The 18,760-nt window shown below is 68.8% G+C and carries 21 protein-coding genes; 15 read left to right on the top strand and 6 right to left on the bottom strand.

Translation table 11 applies throughout. From position 1 onward, the window contains the following. Positions 1 to 34: 34 nt before the first annotated feature. From ACFWUU_RS18840 to ACFWUU_RS18850, 3 genes are all read left to right on the top strand, one after another. Entirely contained in the window at positions 35 to 346 is a 312-nt protein-coding gene (locus tag ACFWUU_RS18840) for a hypothetical protein (RefSeq protein ID WP_380177076.1), read from the top strand. A gap of 16 nt (positions 347 to 362) precedes the next feature. Next, positions 363 to 1,538 carry an acetoin utilization protein AcuC gene (locus tag ACFWUU_RS18845; RefSeq protein ID WP_137256533.1) on the top strand — a complete coding sequence of 392 codons (1,176 nt, stop codon included), beginning with the start codon at positions 363 to 365 and terminating at the stop codon, positions 1,536 to 1,538. 118 nt (positions 1,539 to 1,656) lie between these two features. Continuing rightward, the gene (locus tag ACFWUU_RS18850; RefSeq protein WP_012923942.1) at positions 1,657 to 1,872 is read left to right on the top strand and encodes a helix-turn-helix domain-containing protein; all 216 of its coding nucleotides are present in this window, start codon (positions 1,657 to 1,659) and stop codon (positions 1,870 to 1,872) included. Positions 1,873 to 1,916: 44 nt separating this feature from the next. Here the strand turns inward: ACFWUU_RS18850 and ACFWUU_RS18855 are convergent, their stop codons facing one another. Then, positions 1,917 to 2,399, bottom strand: coding sequence for a MarR family winged helix-turn-helix transcriptional regulator (locus tag ACFWUU_RS18855; RefSeq protein WP_137256534.1), 483 nt, complete (start codon positions 2,397 to 2,399; stop codon positions 1,917 to 1,919). Positions 2,400 to 2,463: 64 nt separating this feature from the next. Here ACFWUU_RS18855 and ACFWUU_RS18860 point away from each other — a divergent pair, with 64 nt between their 5' ends. Then, positions 2,464 to 3,699, top strand: a complete 1,236-nt coding sequence (locus ACFWUU_RS18860) for an amidohydrolase family protein (RefSeq protein WP_380177077.1) — start codon at positions 2,464 to 2,466, stop codon at positions 3,697 to 3,699. Here ACFWUU_RS18860 and ACFWUU_RS18865 read toward each other — a convergent pair. Continuing rightward, on the bottom strand, positions 3,689 to 4,540 hold the full coding sequence (locus tag ACFWUU_RS18865) for an alpha/beta fold hydrolase (RefSeq protein WP_380177078.1): 852 nt from the start codon (positions 4,538 to 4,540) through the stop codon (positions 3,689 to 3,691). The genes ACFWUU_RS18860 and ACFWUU_RS18865 overlap by 11 nt on opposite strands. 56 nt (positions 4,541 to 4,596) lie before the next feature. On the opposite strand from ACFWUU_RS18865, the gene ACFWUU_RS18870 reads away from it, so the two are divergent. Beyond that, on the top strand, positions 4,597 to 6,393 hold the full coding sequence (locus ACFWUU_RS18870) for a BTAD domain-containing putative transcriptional regulator (RefSeq protein ID WP_380177079.1): 1,797 nt from the start codon (positions 4,597 to 4,599) through the stop codon (positions 6,391 to 6,393). Here the strand turns inward: ACFWUU_RS18870 and ACFWUU_RS18875 are convergent. Then, positions 6,390 to 6,605, bottom strand: coding sequence for a hypothetical protein (locus ACFWUU_RS18875; protein WP_137256536.1), 216 nt, complete (start codon positions 6,603 to 6,605; stop codon positions 6,390 to 6,392). The genes ACFWUU_RS18870 and ACFWUU_RS18875 overlap by 4 nt on opposite strands. Before the next feature lie 104 nt (positions 6,606 to 6,709). Here ACFWUU_RS18875 and ACFWUU_RS18880 point away from each other — a divergent pair, with 104 nt between their 5' ends. After that, positions 6,710 to 6,883, top strand: coding sequence for a hypothetical protein (locus tag ACFWUU_RS18880; protein WP_380177080.1), 174 nt, complete (start codon positions 6,710 to 6,712; stop codon positions 6,881 to 6,883). Here the strand turns inward: ACFWUU_RS18880 and ACFWUU_RS18885 are convergent. Further along, positions 6,880 to 7,560: a class I SAM-dependent methyltransferase gene (locus ACFWUU_RS18885; RefSeq protein WP_380177081.1), complete on the bottom strand. Its 681-nt coding sequence runs from the start codon at positions 7,558 to 7,560 to the stop codon at positions 6,880 to 6,882. The genes ACFWUU_RS18880 and ACFWUU_RS18885 overlap by 4 nt on opposite strands. A 91-nt stretch (positions 7,561 to 7,651) precedes the next feature. Here ACFWUU_RS18885 and ACFWUU_RS18890 point away from each other — a divergent pair, with 91 nt between their 5' ends. The 3 genes from ACFWUU_RS18890 (at position 7,652) to ACFWUU_RS18900 (ending at position 9,960) form a co-directional block, all read left to right on the top strand. Beyond that, positions 7,652 to 7,753, top strand: a complete 102-nt coding sequence (locus ACFWUU_RS18890; protein WP_008356322.1) for a 30S ribosomal protein bS22 — start codon at positions 7,652 to 7,654, stop codon at positions 7,751 to 7,753. Positions 7,754 to 7,814: 61 nt separating this feature from the next. Beyond that, positions 7,815 to 8,807 (top strand): NAD-dependent epimerase/dehydratase family protein, encoded by a 993-nt coding sequence (locus ACFWUU_RS18895; protein WP_137256776.1) that lies wholly within the window; start codon positions 7,815 to 7,817, stop codon positions 8,805 to 8,807. Then, entirely contained in the window at positions 8,800 to 9,960 is a 1,161-nt protein-coding gene (locus ACFWUU_RS18900) for a lysophospholipid acyltransferase family protein (RefSeq protein ID WP_380177082.1), read from the top strand. Before ACFWUU_RS18895 ends, ACFWUU_RS18900 begins: the two co-directional genes overlap by 8 nt. 75 nt (positions 9,961 to 10,035) lie before the next feature. Here the strand turns inward: ACFWUU_RS18900 and ACFWUU_RS18905 are convergent, their stop codons facing one another. Together ACFWUU_RS18905 and ACFWUU_RS18910 are read right to left on the bottom strand one after the other, a co-directional pair. Beyond that, positions 10,036 to 11,250 (bottom strand): DUF5667 domain-containing protein, encoded by a 1,215-nt coding sequence (locus ACFWUU_RS18905; protein ID WP_380090832.1) that lies wholly within the window; start codon positions 11,248 to 11,250, stop codon positions 10,036 to 10,038. A gap of 106 nt (positions 11,251 to 11,356) precedes the next feature. Further along, complete coding sequence (locus ACFWUU_RS18910) at positions 11,357 to 11,899, bottom strand: sigma-70 family RNA polymerase sigma factor (protein ID WP_130384882.1); 543 nt, start codon at positions 11,897 to 11,899, stop codon at positions 11,357 to 11,359. A gap of 394 nt (positions 11,900 to 12,293) precedes the next feature. Here ACFWUU_RS18910 and ACFWUU_RS18915 point away from each other — a divergent pair, with 394 nt between their 5' ends. The 6 genes from ACFWUU_RS18915 (at position 12,294) to ACFWUU_RS18940 (ending at position 18,756) form a co-directional block, all read left to right on the top strand. Further along, complete coding sequence (locus tag ACFWUU_RS18915) at positions 12,294 to 13,736, top strand: class I adenylate-forming enzyme family protein (RefSeq protein ID WP_380177083.1); 1,443 nt, start codon at positions 12,294 to 12,296, stop codon at positions 13,734 to 13,736. Further along, on the top strand, positions 13,733 to 13,969 hold the full coding sequence (locus tag ACFWUU_RS18920; protein ID WP_137256541.1) for a glutaredoxin family protein: 237 nt from the start codon (positions 13,733 to 13,735) through the stop codon (positions 13,967 to 13,969). Before ACFWUU_RS18915 ends, ACFWUU_RS18920 begins: the two co-directional genes overlap by 4 nt. 113 nt (positions 13,970 to 14,082) lie before the next feature. Beyond that, the gene (locus tag ACFWUU_RS18925; protein ID WP_137256542.1) at positions 14,083 to 14,835 is read left to right on the top strand and encodes a redox-sensing transcriptional repressor Rex; all 753 of its coding nucleotides are present in this window, start codon (positions 14,083 to 14,085) and stop codon (positions 14,833 to 14,835) included. Then, positions 14,832 to 16,154, top strand: a complete 1,323-nt coding sequence (locus ACFWUU_RS18930) for a glutamyl-tRNA reductase (RefSeq protein ID WP_137256543.1) — start codon at positions 14,832 to 14,834, stop codon at positions 16,152 to 16,154. Before ACFWUU_RS18925 ends, ACFWUU_RS18930 begins: the two co-directional genes overlap by 4 nt. Then, positions 16,151 to 17,032 (top strand): hydroxymethylbilane synthase, encoded by an 882-nt coding sequence (hemC, locus tag ACFWUU_RS18935; RefSeq protein WP_380177084.1) that lies wholly within the window; start codon positions 16,151 to 16,153, stop codon positions 17,030 to 17,032. Before ACFWUU_RS18930 ends, hemC begins: the two co-directional genes overlap by 4 nt. Next, positions 17,029 to 18,756 carry a uroporphyrinogen-III synthase gene (locus ACFWUU_RS18940; protein ID WP_380177085.1) on the top strand — a complete coding sequence of 576 codons (1,728 nt, stop codon included), beginning with the start codon at positions 17,029 to 17,031 and terminating at the stop codon, positions 18,754 to 18,756. The genes hemC and ACFWUU_RS18940 overlap by 4 nt, the downstream gene beginning before the upstream one ends. Positions 18,757 to 18,760 lie beyond the last annotated feature (4 nt).

The following is an 18,760-nucleotide window of genomic DNA, read 5'->3' on the forward strand; positions in this document are numbered from 1 at the left end:
CAGTCAACACATGTAGACCGAATGAGGAGTTTCGATGATCCAGGCGATTCTGCTGACGTTCCTGGCCGGGCTGATGATGTTCAACGGCATGCCGCATTTCGTGCAGGGCATCAGTGCCCGCGAGTACCCGAATCTGACCGGCAATTCCCCGATGAGGAACGCGGTCGGCGGCCTTGTCGCCTTCGTGATCGCCGGCGCGCTGATCGTCCCGGCGCACGTCGCCGCTCATCCCTGGCCGGCCGCGATCGCCGGGGTGCTGGGCGCCGCCGTGATGACCGTCTTCCATGCAGGCGGCGGCGCTTTCCGCCTGAACAGAAGATTCGGGAAACCCATGCCCAAGGCCTGACGGTTATCGTCGGGGCATGAGTGGTGAGGCGTTGCTGGTCTTCGACGACGGATTGACGGCGTACGACTTCGGCCGGGGGCACCCGATGAGTCCGATCCGGGTCGAGCTGACGATCAAGCTGGCGCGGGCGCTCGGCGTACTCGATCAACTGAAGGTCGTGCCCGCGCCGACGGCGGACGATGCGTTGCTCGAGACCGTGCACACCCCGGAGTACGTCGCCGCGGTGAAGAACGCCGGGGACCACCCCGACGAGGCGGATCCGATCCACGGGCTCGGCACGTCCGACACCTACTGCTTCCCGCGGATGCACGAGGTCTCGGCGCAGATCGTCGGCGCCTCGGTCGAGGCGGCGCGGGCGGTGTGGGAGGGCGACGTACTGCACGCCGCGAACATCGCCGGCGGTCTACATCACGCAATGCCCAACCAGGCCAGCGGTTTCTGCGTGTACAACGATCCGGCGATCGCGATCCAGTGGCTGCTCGACCACGGCGCCGAGCGGGTCGCGTACGTCGACGTCGACGTGCACCACGGGGACGGCGTACAGGCCGTCTTCTACGACGATCCGCGGGTGTTGACCGTCAGCCTGCACGAGTCGCCGACCACGCTGTTCCCGGGGACGGGCAGTCCCGGCGAGACCGGCGGGCCAGGCGCGGAGGGTACGGCGGTCAACGTCGCGCTGCCGCCGGGGACCGGCGATGCGGGCTGGTTGCGGGCGTTCCACGCGATCGTGCCGGACGTGGTGAAGGCGTTCCGGCCGAGCGTGCTCGTGACGCAGCACGGGTGCGACTCGCACGTCGAGGATCCGCTGGCTCACTTGACGAAGACCATCGACGGACAGCGGGCGGCGTACGTGGCCTTGCACGACCTCGCGCACGAGGTAGCGGGCGGGAAGTGGGTCGCTACCGGCGGCGGTGGGTACGCGATCATCGACGTCGTACCGCGGGCCTGGACGCACCTGCTCGCGATCGTCGCGGGTGACCCGATCGACCCGCTGACGCCGGTGCCGGAGGGGTGGCGCGAGGAGATCCAGATCCGGTTCGGCCGGGTCGCGCCGATGCGGATGACCGACGGCCAGGACGCGAAGTACGTCGACTGGTCGACCGGCTACAACCCCAACACCTGGCTCGACCGCTCGATCAAGGCGACACGCGACGCCAGCTTCCCTTTGTTAGGTCTTGATACAACGTATTGAGTCACAGGAGTCCCCCTCTTTCCCATTCGTACCAACAGCCACTACGCTCGTTGCATGCACGGACGGAGGTGCCGGAGGGGAAGCCGGCGCACGATCCGTGCTGGAAGTGCGGTGCGCAATGGCATCAAAGAAGTCCGGTGGTGAGCAGCCGCTCGCCGAGGTGAAGTTCCTGACCGTGGCGGAAGTCGCCACGGCCATGCGCGTGTCCAAGATGACTGTGTACCGCTTGGTGCACTCCGGAGAGCTGCCCGCGGTGCGGGTAGGTCGTTCGTTCCGGGTGTCGGAGGACGCCGTGCACGACTACCTCAAAGGCGCCTTCTTCCAAGCCGGATAACAACGAGAGTCGAAGGGGCCGGATCCATTGGACCGGCCCCTTCGTCATGCTCTGAACAGCGCCCGGAGCGCCTTGGCGGCCTGAGCGACGGTCTCGTCCGGCAGGTCGGCCCAGAGCTCGTGGTGCGCGGCCGAGCTCGCCTTCACCGCCTGCTCCGCCAGGCTGATCCCCTCGGGGGTGAGACGGATCTGCGTGCCGCGGCCGTCGTCCGGATCCGGTTCGCGGGTGACGAGGCCTCGGCGTACCAACTGGTTGGTGACGTTGCTGGTGCCCCCGGAGGACAGGAGGAGGTTCCGGCTCAGGTCCGACGGCTTCTGACGGTACGGCGTGCCGCCGCGACGCAGGGACACGATCACGTCGTACTCCGCGGTGGTCAGGCCGAGGTCGCGGAGGATCTGCCGGGTCGACTCGCTCAGCTCCGCTGCCAGCACCATGATCCGTTTCGCGAGCTCGCTGGTCGGGTGCAGGACCTCGGGCAACTCCTGCTGCCACGAAGCGATCAGCTGGTCCACCGGGTCGTCGTTCACGGTTGACAGTCTAAATCCCTTTGGTGATAGCTTTTAAGAAAGCTTTCTACTGAGGGAGATGTTTGTGAGGCTGTTGCTCAAGGGTGGGACCGTGATCGACACCTTCCCGGAGGTGGTCGTACGCCGGGGGGCCGACGTACTGATCGAGGACAGGCGGATCGCCGCGGTCGGGCCCGAGCTGGACGTGGATGCCGAGGTGATCGACGCGAGTGAACGGATCGTGTTGCCGGGGTTCGTGGACACGCATCGGCATCTGTGGCAGACCGCTTTGCGCGGGATCACGGTCGACGACGATCTCGGGACGTACTTCGAGCGGGTGCTCGGTGCTTATGGTTCCCGGTTCCGCGCCGAAGATGTTGCAGCAGGCAACCTTGTCGGTGCATTGGAGTGCTTGAACGCCGGAATCACGACGGTTCAGGACTACTCACATGTCCAGCGGACGCCCGAGCATGCCGACGCGGCTCTGGATGCGTTGGAGCGTAGCGGGATCCGGGCCGTCTTCGGGTACGGTCCCTCGCCGCTCGGCGGTGGCGCTGTCAATCCGGCGGAGATGCGGCGCATCATGGCGCGGCAGTCCGAGCGCCTTGGTCTTGCGGTCGCCGCGATCGGGCCTTCGTTCGTGCCGTTCGAGACTGTCCAGGCGGACTGGGAGCTCGCGGACTCGCTGGGTGTGCCGGTTGTGGTGCATATCAGCAGCAGTTCGCAGACACCGGATCCGATCACGCAACTACGCGACGCCGGCCTGGCTCGGCCGAACACCCTGTACGTGCACGGGAACAACCTGCCCGACTCTGAGCTGAAGGTGATCGCCGAGACCGGCGCGGCCGTCTCGGTCACGCCAACGGTCGAGGCGCGGATGGAGATGGGGCAACCGCTGGCCGGTCGACTCCGCGCAGCCGGGGTTGACTTCAGCCTCGGGATCGACGTTGTGACCACCTCCGGCGGCGACATGTTCCGCGCGATGCACGAGGTGCTTGCCCTTGGCTACAAGGCGTTCTCCGCCGCAGAGGTGCTGCAGCTGGCCACGCTCGGTGGTGCTCGTGCACTCGGGTTGGCCGAGGTCGGTTCGCTTGCTATTGGCAACAAGGCTGATGTGATCCTGTTGCGCAGTACGGACATCAACCTGGTCGGCGGACTGCACGATCCGGTAGCGACGGTGGTGACCGCAGCGCATCCCGGCAACGTGGACACGGTCCTCGTCGGAGGTACGCCGGTGAAGCGCGACGGCCGCCTGGTCAGTACGTCGTTGGATCAGGCTCTCGGTGCGCTGGCCGAGTCGACGGCGTACCTCACCGCTTGAGGAGTGCGCGGATCGCAGTACTGATCTCGTCCGGTGCTTCCTCGGCCATGAAGTGGCCGGCGGTCGTGGTCTGGTGGTGGAGGTCGGTCGTCCAGGCCTTCCAGCGCGCGGCGGCGTCGAAGCCGAGCGCCGCACCCCAGTCCTGCTGGATCACCGTCACCGGCATCCGCAGCTTGTTGCCCTGAGCAAGATCTTCCGAATCGTGCGTGACGTCGATCGTCGCCGAGGCTCGATAGTCCGCGACGATCGACGGGATCGCCCGCCGCGACGCCTCCAGGTAGACGGACCGCACCTCGGGCGGGATCGCCGCGGGATCCTTCACCCAGAGATCCAGGAAGTACCCGAAGAACTCGTCGGACGCCGCCGCAATCATCCGCTCCGGCAGCCCGGCCGGCTGCGCCATCAGATACAGATGGAACCCGACCGCCGCACTCGTACCGTGCATCACCTCCCACATGTCGAGCGTGGGCAACACGTCCAAGCACATCAGGTGCGACACCACATCCGGATGATCAAGCCCAGCCCGAAAAGCCACCAAAGCCCCCCGGTCATGCCCCACCAACCCAAACCGCGAGTACCCCAACTCCCGAGCCACCGCGACAGCATCCGCCGCCATAGTCCGCTTCGAGTAGTCCCCGTCAGGCTTGTCGCTCTCGCCATACCCGCGCAGATCGGGACAGATCACCGTGTGCTCACCCGCCAACTCACGAGCGACCTTCCGCCACATCAGGTGCGTCTGTGGGAACCCGTGGAGCAGGACAACCGGAGTGCCGGACCCGGCAACGGCGACGTTGAGTGTCACGCCGTTCGCGTGGATGCGGTGGTAGGCGAATTCGTTCACGCCGATCAGCTTGCTGGATGCCGATGAGCGTTCGATGAGCACGCTACGGTGGCTGGGTGGAGTTCGGGGTGCTTGGGCCGGTCGAGGCCTGGGACGGGGAGCCGGTTGATTTGAAGGGCCCTCGGCATCGGGCGGTGTTGGGGCGATTGGTGGTGGCGCGGGGGCGGGTTGTGCCGGCTGGGGTTCTGGTGGATGACCTGTGGGTGGATCCGCCGGCGGGGGCGTTGAGTGCGTTGCGGACGTTTGTGGCTGCGTTGCGGCGGGCGATCGAGCCGGAGCGGGCGCCGAGGGAGCCGGCTCGGTTGCTCGTGACCGAGGGGCCTGGTTATGCGTTGCGGACCGAGGCTGTGGATGCGTGGAGGTTCGAGGCGGCGGTGGCGGCGTCGTTGCCGCCGGGGGAGCTGCTGCCGGGACTGCTTACGGGGTTGGCGTTGTGGCGGGGTCCGGCGTACGCGGAGTTTGCGGATGAAGGGTGGGCGCTGGCCGAGCGTTCGCGGCTGAGCGAGTTGCGGCTGCGGGCCGTGGAGCGGGTCGGGGAGGCGCGGCTGGCGTTGGGGCTCGCGGCGGAGGCAGTGCCGGACCTGGACGCACATGTGACTGAGCATCCGTGGCGTGAGGACGCCTGGCGGTTGCTCGCGCTGGCCTTGTACCGGAGCGAGCGGCAGGGCGACGCTCTCGCCGTACTGCGTCGCGCCCGGGAGACTCTGGTCGGTCAGCTCGGTGTCGATCCCGGCCCGGCGCTCAGCCGGTTGGAGACCGACATCCTCAACCAGGCCGCCCATCTCACGCCGGCCGGCAGCGTCTGGGCGGAGACGGCCGCGGCGTACGACCGCGTGGTCGGCGGGACACGCGCCCGGATCGAGTCGACAGTCGGACTACTCCGCAACCTCGCGGTCACCGGTGGCGGCGGCTTGGAGGCCGCGCGTGGACATCGCCTCGCTGCCATCACGGCTGCCGAGGAACCCGGCGATCCCGATCTGACGGCGCGAGTGATCGGCGCGTACGACGTACCTGCCATCTGGACGCGCTCCGACGACGAGACCCAGGCCGCGGCGATCGTGGCTGCGGCTGAACGGGTCCTGCCGACGCAGCACCACCCGAGCATCCGCGCCCGCCTGCTCGCGACCATCGCACTGGAATCGCGTGGCTCCCGCTCATCGCGCCCTCACGAGGCAGCGCTCGAGGCCGAGGAGCTCGCACGCGGTCTGGACGATCCCGCACTGCTGGCCTTCACGCTCAACGGCGTCTTCATGCAGACCTGCTACCGAGCCGGCCTCGCTCCAGCCCGCGACGCGATCGGCGCCGAGCTCGTCACCCTCTCGCAACGCCACAACCTCTTTACCTATGAGGTTCTGGGCCACCTGATCCGGCTCCAGTCCGCGTGCGCACGAGCCGACCACACAGCCGCGGACGAACACGCCGCGGCCGCCGACGCGTTGGCCGCCCGCCACGAACTTCCGCTCGTCGAGGTCTTCACCCGCTGGTACGCCGCCCTCCGCGCCGACACCCCCGAGTCCTACCGCGCGGCAGCGGCCTTGCTGGACGGCGCCGGCATGCCCGGCCTGAGCGAAGGCCTTCTCCCGCTTGCGTTGGCCGCGCACGCGATCCGCCACGGCGAGCCCATCCCCGAGGCGGACTATGGCCCGCACGCTCCGTGGGTGAAGGGATCGCCGAACCCGCCGCCTGGGCTGTTACTCGAGACCTACTGGGCGCTAACTGCTCACGCGGCCCGGCAGTCAGGCGACGCCCAACTGTTGGAGAAAGCGCAGACCGCCCTGGCGCCTGCGGCAGAAGAGCACGCGGCCGGCAGCGGCCTGCTCACACTTGGCCCGGTTGCCGACTTCCTGCGTTAGAGATCGTCCGGGGAGCCACTCTCGGACTTGCGATCAGCCTGCTGGCGCAACTCGTGGTGTGACTGGTGCGCGGTCGTCCGATACGCCTCCTCGTACGCCGCCAACGCGCCGGCCACCCCGGACCCGCGACCCCGCCGCTTCGCCCACGAGGCGAACCAGGTCAGCCCCGCGAGCACCACCACGAGTCCACCGACAAAGACGACGTACGCCATGCGACCACCGTACTGCGCCATTCCCAGCAGGCTGCCAGGTTCCTTCCAGGACCGTCGCAGCCCGCGCGACCAGGATGGAACCACCAACCAGAAGGAGGCTCCCGATGCCGATCCGAATCGTCAAAACAGTTGCCGTAGGCACCATCGCCACCCTGGGCCTGGCCGCCGTCGCCTTCACCCCCGCCGCCTACGCGAGCACCACCAAGAGCACCGCCACCCCGCACCTGGCAGTCCTCACCAAGCCCGTCGCCGAGGTCACGGTCCGCAAAGCCGCCTAGTTGGTACGACGCGCGCGAAACGCCAACGCGTGCGGGATGTCGGGGCCGGTCGGCTCCTCGAAGCGCTCGACCGTCAGGCCGGACTCGACGATCGCGTTCAGATACTCCGCCAGGGGCACGTGGCGCATACCGATCCGGCGACGGATACCTTCCGCGCTCCACCACGGCGACTCGTCGTGCCAGCCGGACTGCCGGTACGTCGGGTGGGCGGTCCGGCGGCCGTCCTCCTCGTACACGACGTGCGGTCCGTTGAAGCAGGGGTGCACGCCGTACGCGACCAGCACCCCGCCCGGGCGCAGCACCCGCGCCGCCTCGAGGAGGACCGCGCCGAAGTCGTCGACGTCCGTCGAGATCCACATCGTGATCGCGGTGTCGAAGGACGCGTCGGCGAACGGAAGCACGGCAGCATCGCCGTGCACGAGGGGTCCGTCGGTGCGGGTCCGGGCCAGGCTCAGCTGGTCCTTCGAGAAGTCCAGCCCGACGACGCTGCGTCCGCTGGCCCGGATCGATTCGAAGTTCCGCCCGGTGCCGCAGCCGATGTCGAGACACGGTCCTGAACCGGGGCCGAGCAGCTCCAGGACGCCGGGTGATGCGGCTCCGAACCCTCCACGAACCGCTCTTCGTACCAGTCCGCCAAACCGTCGTACCGAGCCCTCAAAACGGCCTCCCCAGGTCATGTCAAGTTTAGTCGAGGAGGCTGCTTTAGGTCGGGACAGTGACCTACGGGTAAGCTTTGCCGACGTTCTCTTTGAGTTTGGATGGTCAGACGTGGGTTCCGTAATCAAGAAGCGCCGCAAGCGTATGGCGAAGAAGAAGCACCGCAAGCTGCTGAAGAAGACGCGGGTGCAGCGCCGCAAGCTCGGCAAGTAGCCGGCAGGTACTGTTCCGCCGCGCCCGGTCCGGCTGGGGGTAGCTCGTGGCACAGGTAGTGATGGTTACCGGCGTCTCGCGGGACGCCGGTGCTCGCTGTGCCCGAAGGCTGGCCGATGACCCGGCGATCGGCACCGTGCTCGGGGTCGATGTGGTCCCGCCACGGGCCGAGCTCGGGCGGGTCCGGTTCGTCCGGGCAGACATCCGCAATCCCGTGATCGCGAAGGTGATCGCGGCCGAAGGCGTGGATACGGTCGTCCATACGGGCGTCGTGGCGACCCCGGGTAGCGCCGGTGGTCGTTCGTCGATGAAGGAGATCAACGTCATCGGCACCATGCAGCTGCTCGCCGCCTGCCAGAAGGCGTCCGGCGTGGCCAAGCTGGTGGTCAAGTCCTCCACCACGGTGTACGGCGCCGGCCCGCGCGATCCGGCCATGTTCACCGAGGAGATGGCGCCGCGCGCGATCCACCACCACGGGCTGAGCAAGGACGCGGTCGAGGTCGAGGGGTACGTGCGCGGGTTCGCCCGGCGCCGCCCCGACGTCTGCGTCACCACACTCCGGATGGCGAACTGGATCGGCCCCAAGACCGATTCCCCGATGACGCGGTACTTCGCTCTGCCGGTCGTGCCGACCGTTTTCGGGTACGACGCGCGCCTGCAGTTCCTGCACGAGGACGACGGCGTCGAGGCGATCCTGCGCGCGACCGTCAACGACCTTCCCGGGACCTTCAACCTGGCCGGCGACGGCATGCTCTCGCTGTCCCAGGCGATCCGCCGGCTCGGCCGGCCGACGCTGCGGCTGCCGTCGTTCACGGCGTCCAGCACAGCTGCCGCCGTACGGCGCGCGCGACTGGCGGACTTCTCGCCTGACCAGATCACCTTTCTTACTTATGGGCGCGGTGTGGACACGACCCGGATGCGGACCGAGTTCGGGTTCGAGCCGAAGTACACGACCGCGGAGGCGTTCGACGACTTCCGGACCTCGCTCGGGGTCGGCGCGATGACGCGGGTCGCGGGCGTGCTCGGCGCCGGGCTGGGAGCGCTGCGTGGCTGACGCGGATGTGATCCCGATCGGCTCCGGCGGCCGGCCCGGCCGCGGGAGCGGACGTCGTACGACGCCCTCCGCCGCCGCTCGTGCGCTCGCGGGGCCGAACAAGAAGAAGAACAACCGCGCCGGAACCGACCAGTCCGCCGACGGGAAGGCCGCCGGGCGTGGACGGGCGGTTGACCCGCGGAGCGCGGCGGGGCCGGATGAGGCGGGCGCTGAGGCTCTGGGGATCGTGCCGGATGTGGATGGGCCCGATCTGTCGGGGCTGGACCTGAGCGGGCTCGACTTCGGGCGGCTCGAGCGGATGGTGCGGGAGCTGTTCGGGGAGGACGGCGAGCGCCGGGTCGCCGAGTGGCTGGCGTTCCTGCGGCGGCGGCTGAGCGGCGACTACGAGCTCGACGAGTTCGGGTACGACTCCGATCTGACCGACCAGGTGCTGCTGCCGATGCTGCGCCCGATGGTGGAGAAATGGTTCCGCGTCGAGGTGCGGGGCATCGAGAACATCCCGACCGACGGCAGTGCGTTGATCGTCGCGAACCACTCGGGCACGATGCCGATCGACGGACTGGTGACCCAGGTCGTCGTCAACGACCACACCGGCCGGCCGCTGCGCACGCTGGCGGCGGACCTGGTGTTCCAGACGCCGTTCGTCGGCGAGCTGTCCCGCAAGGGCGGCGCCACCCTGGCGAACAACGACGACGCCGAACGCCTCCTCCGGCAGGGCAACCTGGTCGGGGTCTGGCCCGAAGGGTTCAAGGGTCTCGGCAAGCCGTTCTCCGAGCGGTACAAACTGCAGCGCTTCGGGCGGGGCGGGTTCGTCAGCGCCGCGATGCGGACCGGCGTACCGATCGTCCCGTGCTCGATCGTCGGCGCCGAGGAGATCTATCCGCTGGTCGGCAACATCGCCTCGCTGGCGCGGCTGCTCGGCGTCCCGTACATCCCGATCACGCCGTTCTTCCCGCTGCTCGGGCCGCTCGGTCTGATCCCGCTGCCGTCGAAGTGGCTGATCGAGTTCGGCGAGCCGATCCGCACCGACGACTTCCCTGACGGCGCCCCGGACGACCCGATGCTGGTCTTCAACGTCACCGACCAGGTCCGCGAAACCATCCAGCAGACCCTCTACACCCTGCTGATGCAGCGCCGCAGCGTCTTCTTCTGAACCCCCGGACACAGCAGCAAGAAGCCCGGCACACGATCGGTGTGCCGGGCTTCTCTGCGTCTTACCTCCAGGGTCCTACTTCCAGGGCGGAAGCAGGGTCTGGATGATCCCCGGAAGGTCGATCAGGGGAGTCGTCGGGAACGGCCACGGCCAGGACGGCGTGGTCGGGGTGAGCGTAGAAGGCAGCACCGTGGGCGTCGCAATCGGCGAGTTTGACGACGACGGCTTGGGTGGCGTCTTCAGGACCGTCGGCGGCGGAGCCGTGGACTCGACGATCGTGGTGTTCGGAAGCTGGGTCGGCGCCGTGCTCGGCTGGAGCGTGGTCGACGCACCGGGTGTCGGGATCGTCGAGGACGCCTTGGTGCTCGTCCCCGGCTTGACCGGATCACTCGGCTCGCCGTTACCGGGCGTCGTCCGGTTCGGCTTGCTGGTGTTGGTGCCGCCGCCGGTGTTGGCCGACTTCGGTGCTGCGCACTTCGGGCAGGCTGCCGACGTGTGCTGCGCCAGCTGCTCGATCGTCGCCAGCGCCTCCACTCCGGACTTCAGCGACTCCGGCGGGAGTTTGGGCGCGAGCCCCACAAGAGCCTGGCGGGCGCTGGTGATGAAGGCCGTGATCGCGCTGATCGAACTCTCGTCGCCGTCCTGCTGGTACGACGCGACCAATCGGGACACGCCCTTGCGGGACTGCGCCGAGAAGTCGTCCAGGGTCGCGTTGATCGTGCCCACCGAACCGCCGTTGTCGGCGAGCTCGCGGACTTCGGACAATCGGGTCATCGCGTGCTCGAGGTCGCGCCGGCCGCGTGAGTCGTCCCCGACGCTCACATTGGTCGACACGTTCTCGATGCTGCGCTTCATTCCGTACAAGGTGTCGCCGGGCATCGCCTGCTGGGCGGCGGCGGCAGAACCGATGCCACCTCCGAGCAGGACGAGCGCGGCGGTACTGGCCACGAGCCGGATCCTCCGGCCCTGTCGGCGGCGGATATCTGTCACGGACGCGCCAACGTCCTCGCGACCCGGCGGGTCGTCCGAGCTGTCCGGTGCGCTGCGCACCATCGTCGGAGTCGCAGTGGTCGCCGCGCGCGCCGCCGCCTGCTCCAGCAGACGGTGCCGCAACTCGGCGCTGAACTCCGGTCGCGGTGCAACTGCGCCGGCGGTCCTCAGCCGTCCGACCAGCTCCACAGCTTCCAGCAACTCGGGGTCTTCGCTCAGTCGCGCGGAGTGACGGGGCCCGTGATCGACGGCGTGCGCGAATGACTCCGCGCGCGCTCGAGCCCTGTGTAGGTCACTCATGATGTTCGTTCTCCTCAATGGCCAGTCGGGGTTACCGACAGGTCCTCATGAAGAGGAACGAGGAAACTCGCTGACGGGTTACGAAAGACATTCGTTGTCATCCGCCTCACCTCAAGTCCTTGGGGATAACCTTCGCCAAGTGCCTCACGGCCCTCAGTTGCAGTTGCTTGACGGCGCCCTCCGATTTCTCGAGCGCCTTGGCCGTTTCCGCGATCGACAGGCCGGCGAAGAACCGCATCGTCAGGCAGTCGCGCTGCTCGTCGGGCAGGCCCGCGACCGCGTCCCGCAGGACCTCTGCGGTGGCGGCGGCGAGCACATCGATCTCCGGACCCTCGGTCTGCCGGTCGTGGGTCTCGATCTCGTCGGTGACCACTTCCAGCCGGACCCGGCCGGACTTGTAGTGGTCGGTGATCAGGTTCCGGGCGATCGTCACCAGCCAGGCGCCGAAGTCCCGGCCCTGCCAGCGGAACGAGTCCAGCGCGCGCAGCGCCCGGACGAAGGTCTCGCTGGTCAGGTCCTCTGCGAGTGCCGACGAGGACACCCGCGCATAGATGTAGCGATAGACGGTGAGCGAGTACTCGTCGTACAGCTCACCGAAGGCACCGACGTCCCCGGCCTGGGCGCGATCGACGAGCTCTGCACGTCTCATCCCGTCCGGGCTTGGCTCCGGCGTGGTCAAGTTTTCTCCCCGTTCAACTGACACGTCTTCTGACACATCCGCGAATGGCCACAGTGGCTGGGACAGGACAGAGCGTTACCGCTCGAACGCACACTGTCAACAGCCTGAGGCGTGCCGCCTTCCGTCCGGTCTGGTCGTCACGAATGCGCCAGCGGACTGCGTCCGTAGGTCGGAGCAGCCTGCTGTCGGGGATGGTGGTGCATCGCGCATGAGGTTCCCCGCGCGGCCGGGTTTCTGCAGTGTGAGGTTCGACAGAAGCGCGCCCGCGAAGTCACCTGTATATCGGTGGTCACGCTCTGCTGCAACCGTTCTGCGCAAGCCGGTTGAAAGTTGGTGCCACCCCCGGGCGTGACAGACTCACCTGGTGAACGTGAATTTCGCGGACATTCTTCGTGACACAGCGCAACGGCACGGCGAGCGTCCCGCGCTGGTCGACGGGGACCGGCGGCTGACCTGGGGCGAGGTCGACGAGGCCGTCGACCGGACCGCGCAGGGGCTTGCCGCGGCCGGCCTCGTGCCCGGGTACCGGGTCCTGCTCCTGGTTGCCAACAGCATCGACTTCGTCACGTCCTACCTGGGCATTCTCCGGGCCGGGCTGGTCGCCGTACCGCTGAACACCGGGCTCACCAAGCCCGAGATCGCGACCGTCGCGGCACACTCCGGAGCTCGGCTGGCGGTCGCCGGACCGGGCCTCGCGGACCGGATCGAGGGCGTCCGGACGGTGGCCCCGGGACAGCTCGAGGGTGACGCTCCGTTACCGCCACCGATCGATCCCGAGGCGCTCGCGGTCCTGCTCTACACGTCCGGAACCAGCGGCGATCCGCGTGCCGCGATGCTCACCCATCGGGCACTTTCCGCGAATGTGCAGAACCTCACCGAGCTCGGAGAGGACCGGATGGGCCCCGAGGACGTGGTTCTCGGGGTGCTGCCGATGTTCCACGCGTTCGGGTTGAACGCCGTCCTCGGCTGGGCCGTCGCGACCGGCGCCGCGCTGATCATCGAGCAGCGGTTCGACCCCGAGGAGACCCTCGACCTGGTCGGCAAGTACGGCGTGACGCGCCTGCCGCTCGCCCCGCCGGCACTGCACACCCTCCTGGGCCGGGCCGATCTGCACGAGGCACTCCGGTCGGTCAAGGTCGTACTGACCGGCGCGTCGACGCTCGACCGCACGCTCGCGGACCGTTTCGAGCAGGTGAGCGGCCACTTCGTCCACCAGGGGTACGGCCTGACCGAGGCGTCCCCGGGTGTCACTACGACCCTGGGCGAATCCGAGCCGAAGCCGGGTTCGGTCGGTCGCCCGCTGCCGAACGTCGAGCTCCGGATTGCCGACGAGCAGGGCGAGGACGTCGAGGGGGACGACCCCGGCGAGATCCTGATCCGCGGCGGCAACCTGTTCTCCGGCTACTGGCCGGACGGCGTGGACGGCCCCGATGCCGAAGGCTGGTACCGGACCGGAGACGTCGGGTTCCTGGATTCGGACGGCGACCTGTTCCTGGTCGATCGGCTGCGCGAGCTGATCATCGTGTCCGGCTTCAATGTGTTCCCGAGCGAGGTCGAAGAGGTGCTGGTCGGTGCTCCCGGCGTACGGGAGGCGGCTGTCATCGGTATGCCGTCCGAGGAGACGGGCGAGGCCGTGAAGGCGTTCGTCGTACCGAAGGCCGACACCACGGTCGATGTCGCAGCGGTCCGTGAGTACGCCGACGGCCGGCTCGCGCGGTTCAAGTCGCCGGTGGAGATCGAGGTCGTGGACCAGTTGCCGCACTCGGTCACGGGCAAGGTCGCCAAGGGACGGTTGCGGGATCGATGAGCAAGGTCGTCATGTACGGGAAGCCGGGCTGTCATCTCTGCGACGACGCCCGGGAGATCATCCGGGCGGTCTGCGGCGAGCTCGGCGTGGAGTGGACCGAGGTCGACATCACGCAGGATGACCAGCTGTTCACGCAGTACGGCGAACAGATCCCGGTCACGTTCGTGGACGGGAAGCAGCACGACTTCTGGCGGGTGGACCCGGCAAGACTCAGGAAGGCCTTGACAACCTAGGCGTGTCTTGCAGGTCACCCATCGCCGATTTTGTTCTCACGTTCACAAGCTCCTAGAGTAAGAACCGCCGCCGGCCGTCAGACCGCGGTGAACCAACCGCTCCCAGGAGAATTGTGACGCGTGCCAGCAGCCGTCGCCCCGGCCCGCCGACGAGAACCGAACGCGGCATCCCCGAGGCGACTGTCGCGCGCTTGCCGGTCTACCTGCGGGCCCTGACCGCGCTCTCGGACAGTGGCATCGCGACCGCGTCGAGCGAGGATCTGGCGACCGCGGCCGGCGTGAACTCGGCCAAGCTCCGCAAGGACCTGTCCTACCTGGGGTCGTACGGCACCCGCGGCGTCGGGTACGACGTCGAGTACCTGCGCTACCAGATCGCCCGCGAGATCGGCGTCACCCAGGACTGGGCCGTGGTCATCGTCGGGATCGGAAACCTCGGCCACGCGCTGGCGAACTACTCCGGCTTCGGCACCCGCGGCTTCCGGATCGTCGCCCTGCTCGACGCCGACCCGAAGCTGGTCGGCGAGCGGATCGGCGACATGGAGGTCCGCGACTTCGCCGAGCTCGAGGACATCGTCGAGCGCGACCGGGTCTCGATCGGCGTGATCACCACGCCCGCCGGTCCGGCCCAGGAGGTCTGCGACCGGCTGGTCGCCGCCGGCGTGACCAGCATCCTGAACTTCGCGCCCGTGGTGCTGTCCGTGCCCGACGGCGTCGACATCCGCAAGGTGGACCTCTCGATCGAGTTGCAGATCCTGGCGTACCACGAACAACGAAAGTCCGGAGAGGCGGCGCTCCCCCAGGTGCCCGAGCTACCAGCGATGAACGGTCTGACGGATCTCCCGAGTGTCGGGGGTGTCGGCGCATGAGTTACCTGGTCGTCGGCATCAGTCATCGTTCCGCTGACATCAACGTCCTCGAGCGGGTCGCGCTCGACGCGGACGCGGCGACCAAGCTGGCCCTGGCCGTCAAGCACACGCCGGCCGTTGCCGAGTCCGCAGTACTTGCCACCTGCAACCGGACCGAGGTCTACGCGACCGTCGACCGGTTCCACGCGGGGATGGACGAGGTCACCGCGATCCTGTCCGACGTCACCGGCGTACCGCTGCTGGATCTGGCCGAGCACCTCTACGTGCACTTCGAGGAGGGCTCGGTCGCGCACCTGTTCCAGGTCGCGGTCGGGTTGGACTCGATGATCGTCGGCGAGAGCCAGATCCTCGGCCAGGTCAAGGAGACGCTGCGCGTCGGCCAGGATCTCGAGACGGTCGGCACCGACCTGAATGCCCTGCTGCAGCACGCGTTGCGGGTCGGCAAGCGGGCCCGCACCGAGACCGGTATCGACTCCGCCGGCCGCTCGGTCGTCTCGGCCGGACTGGAAGCGGTCGGCGGGTTCGAAGGCCGCCGGGCACTGGTCGTCGGCGCCGGTTCGATGGCCTCGCTGGCCGCCCAGACGCTGCTCAACGGCGGCGCGAAGAGCGTGACCATTGCCAACCGCAACTATGACCGGGCGGTCGCGCTGACCGACCGGATCGGCGGTACGGCGATCCCGCTGGCCGACGTACCGGACGCGCTGCGCGAGGCCGACCTGATCGTGTCGTGCACCGGCGCGCGCGGCGTCGTACTGACCGAAGAGATGATCCGAAACGCCACGGATGGGCGACCGCTCGGCGTACTCGACGTCGCCCTGCCGCGGGACGTCGCACCCGAGGCGGCGCGGATCCCCGGCGTCACGCTGGTCACGCTGGCTGACCTCGCTGGTACGGCGGGCGGCAGCGAGGCCGACATCGACGAGGTACGGCGGATCGTCGGCGAGGAGACCGGTGCGTTCGAGGCGACCCGGCGGGCCGCATCGGTGGCGCCGACCGTGGTTGCACTGCGGACGATGGCGACCGAGCTGGTCGATTCCGAGCTGGCGCGGCTGGACCGCCGCCTGCCCGGCCTCGACGAGCAGCAGCGGCACGAGGTCGGGCGGACCATCCGTCGCGTCGTCGACAAGTTGCTGCACAACCCGACGGTCCGGGTGAAGGAGCTCGGGGGAGACCCCGGCGGACCGACGTACGCCGATGCGCTGCGCGAGCTGTTCGCGCTCGACCAGGCAACGGTCGACGCGGTGACTGCGGTCAAGTCGCCCGAGGAGACCAGCAAGACCCCCGCGGACGCCCGGCACGGTGGAGGTGAGCAGGCATGATCCGGCTCGGTACCCGCCGCTCCGCGCTCGCGACCGCGCAGTCGACCCTCGTCGCGGATGAGCTGCGCAAGCTCGGGCACGAGGTCGAGCTCGTGCTGATCACGACCACCGGCGACGTCAACCGTGCCCCGGTCGAGCAGATCGGCGGCACCGGCATCTTCGTCAGCGCACTGCGCGACGCGTTGCTGGCCGACGAGATCGACATCGCGGTGCATTCGCTCAAGGACCTGCCGACCGCGCCGGTCGACGGTCTGGTGCTCGGCGCCATCCCGCTCCGCGAGGACCCGCGCGACGTACTTGTCGCCCGCGACGGTCTGACGCTCGGCGAGCTGCCGCGCGGCTCGATCATCGGCACCGGGGCCGCACGTCGCGTCGCGCAGATCGACGCGCTCGGCCTGGGCATCGAGTGCAGCGGAGTCCGCGGCAACGTGGACACCCGGATCGCGTTGGTTGCCGATGGCAAGGTGGATGCGGTGATCGTCGCGCGCGCCGGGGTGTCCCGGCTCGGACGGCTCGCCGAGGTCACCGAGACGCTGGACCCGATCCAGATGCTGCCCGCACCGGGGCAGGGCGCGCTGGCCATCGAGTGCCGGTCCGACAACACCGAGGTGCTGGCCGCCCTGGCGCACCTCGAGGACCCGGCCACCCGCGCGGCGGTGACGGCGGAACGGCAACTACTGGCCACGCTCGAGGCAGGGTGCACGGCTCCGGTCGGCGCGCTGGCCGAGGTGGTCGAGGGCGAGGACGGCCCGGAGCTGTGGCTGCGGGGCGCGCTCGGCCAGGAGGACGGCGTACGACGGCTCTCCGCGAACGGGCCGGTGGACGACCCGGTGTCTCTCGGCAAGGCGCTGGCGAACGAACTGCTGGAGCGACCATGACACCGGCACAGGGCACTACGACGGCGGCCCACAAGACGGCCCACAAGACGAGCAGGAAAACGACGAGGGCGAAGGCAGACGTGAGCGCGAAGACAGCGGCCACCGCGGCACCTCAGAAGGCTGCGACCAGTACCGTCAAGCAGACCAGACCACTCGGCCACGTGACATTCGTCGGTGTCGGCCCCGGTGACCCCGCACTGCTGACGCTGGCCGGCCGTGACGTGCTCGCCAACGCCGACGCGGTCGTTGTCGAAGGCCCCGAACACGACGCGTTCCTGACCTATTGCAAGGCGGGCGTCGAGGTCGTCGACGGCTCCGGCGCCGAGGGCAGCCGGGCGTTGCGGATCGCGGCCCGGGCGCGGCTCGTGGTGAAGACGGCCAAGACCGCGGCGAACGTCGTACGCCTGCTGACCGGCGACCCGTTCACCTTCTCCAGCGGCGCCGAAGAGGCCGCCGCGTGCAAGAAGGCGGGGATCGCGTTCAACGTCGTCCCGGGTGTGAGCGAGGTGAGCGCGGTCCCGACGTACGCCGGGATCCCGCTGACGATGAAGGGTGACCGCGAGGTCACCGTCGTCGACCTGGCCGAGAACAAGCTCGACCTGAGCCGGCTGCAGCCGAAGCAGACGCTGGTCCTGCTGAACGCTGTCGAGACTTTGAAGGACACCGTCGCGGCCCTGGTCGAGGGCGGCTTCGACGCCGCAACCCCGGTCGCGCTGACCGTCGGCGGTACGACGACCGCGCAGACCAGCGTGGTCGGGACGCTGGAGTCGATCGTCGCGGACCTGCGGGCTTCCAAGGTGACCGGCGAGGCCGTGATCGTGGTCGGCGCGGTGGTCGAGCAGCGCGAGGCGCTGTCCTGGTTCGAGACCAAGCCGCTGTTCGGCTGGCGGATCCTGGTCCCGCGGACCAAGGACCAGGCCGGCCCGTTGATGGACCGCCTCCGTCGGTACGGCGCGACGCCGGAAGAGGTTCCGACGATCTCGGTCGAGCCGCCGCGCAACCCGCAGCAGATGGACAAGGCGATCCGCGGGCTGGTCGAGGGACGCTACGAGTGGGTCGCGTTCACCTCGGTCAACGCGGTGAAGGCGGTCCGGGAGAAGTTCGACGAGTACGGGCTGGACGCGCGGGCGTTCTCCGGGCTGAAGATCGCGGCGGTCGGCGACAAGACCGCCGAGGCGATCGGTGCCTGGGGCATCCGTCCTGACCTGGTCCCGTCCGGTGAGCAGTCGGCCGCCGGGCTGGTGGAGGACTGGCCGCCGTTCGACGAGGTGCTCGACCCGATCAACAGGGTCTTCCTGCCGCGCGCGGACATCGCCACCGAGACACTCGTTGCCGGACTCACCGATCTCGGCTGGGAGGTCGACGACGTCACGGCGTACCGGACCGTGCGCGCCGCCCCGCCGCCCGCGCCGACCCGCGAGGCGATCAAGTCGGGCAAGTTCGACGCGGTCGTGTTCACCTCGTCCTCGACGGTGCGGAACCTTGTCGGTATCGCCGGCAAGCCGCACGCGTCGACCGTGATCGCGGTGATCGGCCCGGCCACGCTGAAGACCGCCGAGGAGCACGGCCTGCGCGTCGACGCGATGGCCGAGACGCCGTCGGTCGAAGAGCTGGCCGACGCCCTCGCCCGGTTCGGTGCGGACCGGCGTGACACCATGGTGGAGGCCGGCGAGCCGGTCACCCGTCCGTCCGAGCGTCGCTCGGGATCTCGTCGGAAGAGCTGAGTTC

The organism is Kribbella sp. NPDC058693, assembly GCF_042715335.1.
GTDB lineage: Bacteria > Actinomycetota > Actinomycetes > Propionibacteriales > Kribbellaceae > Kribbella > Kribbella jiaozuonensis.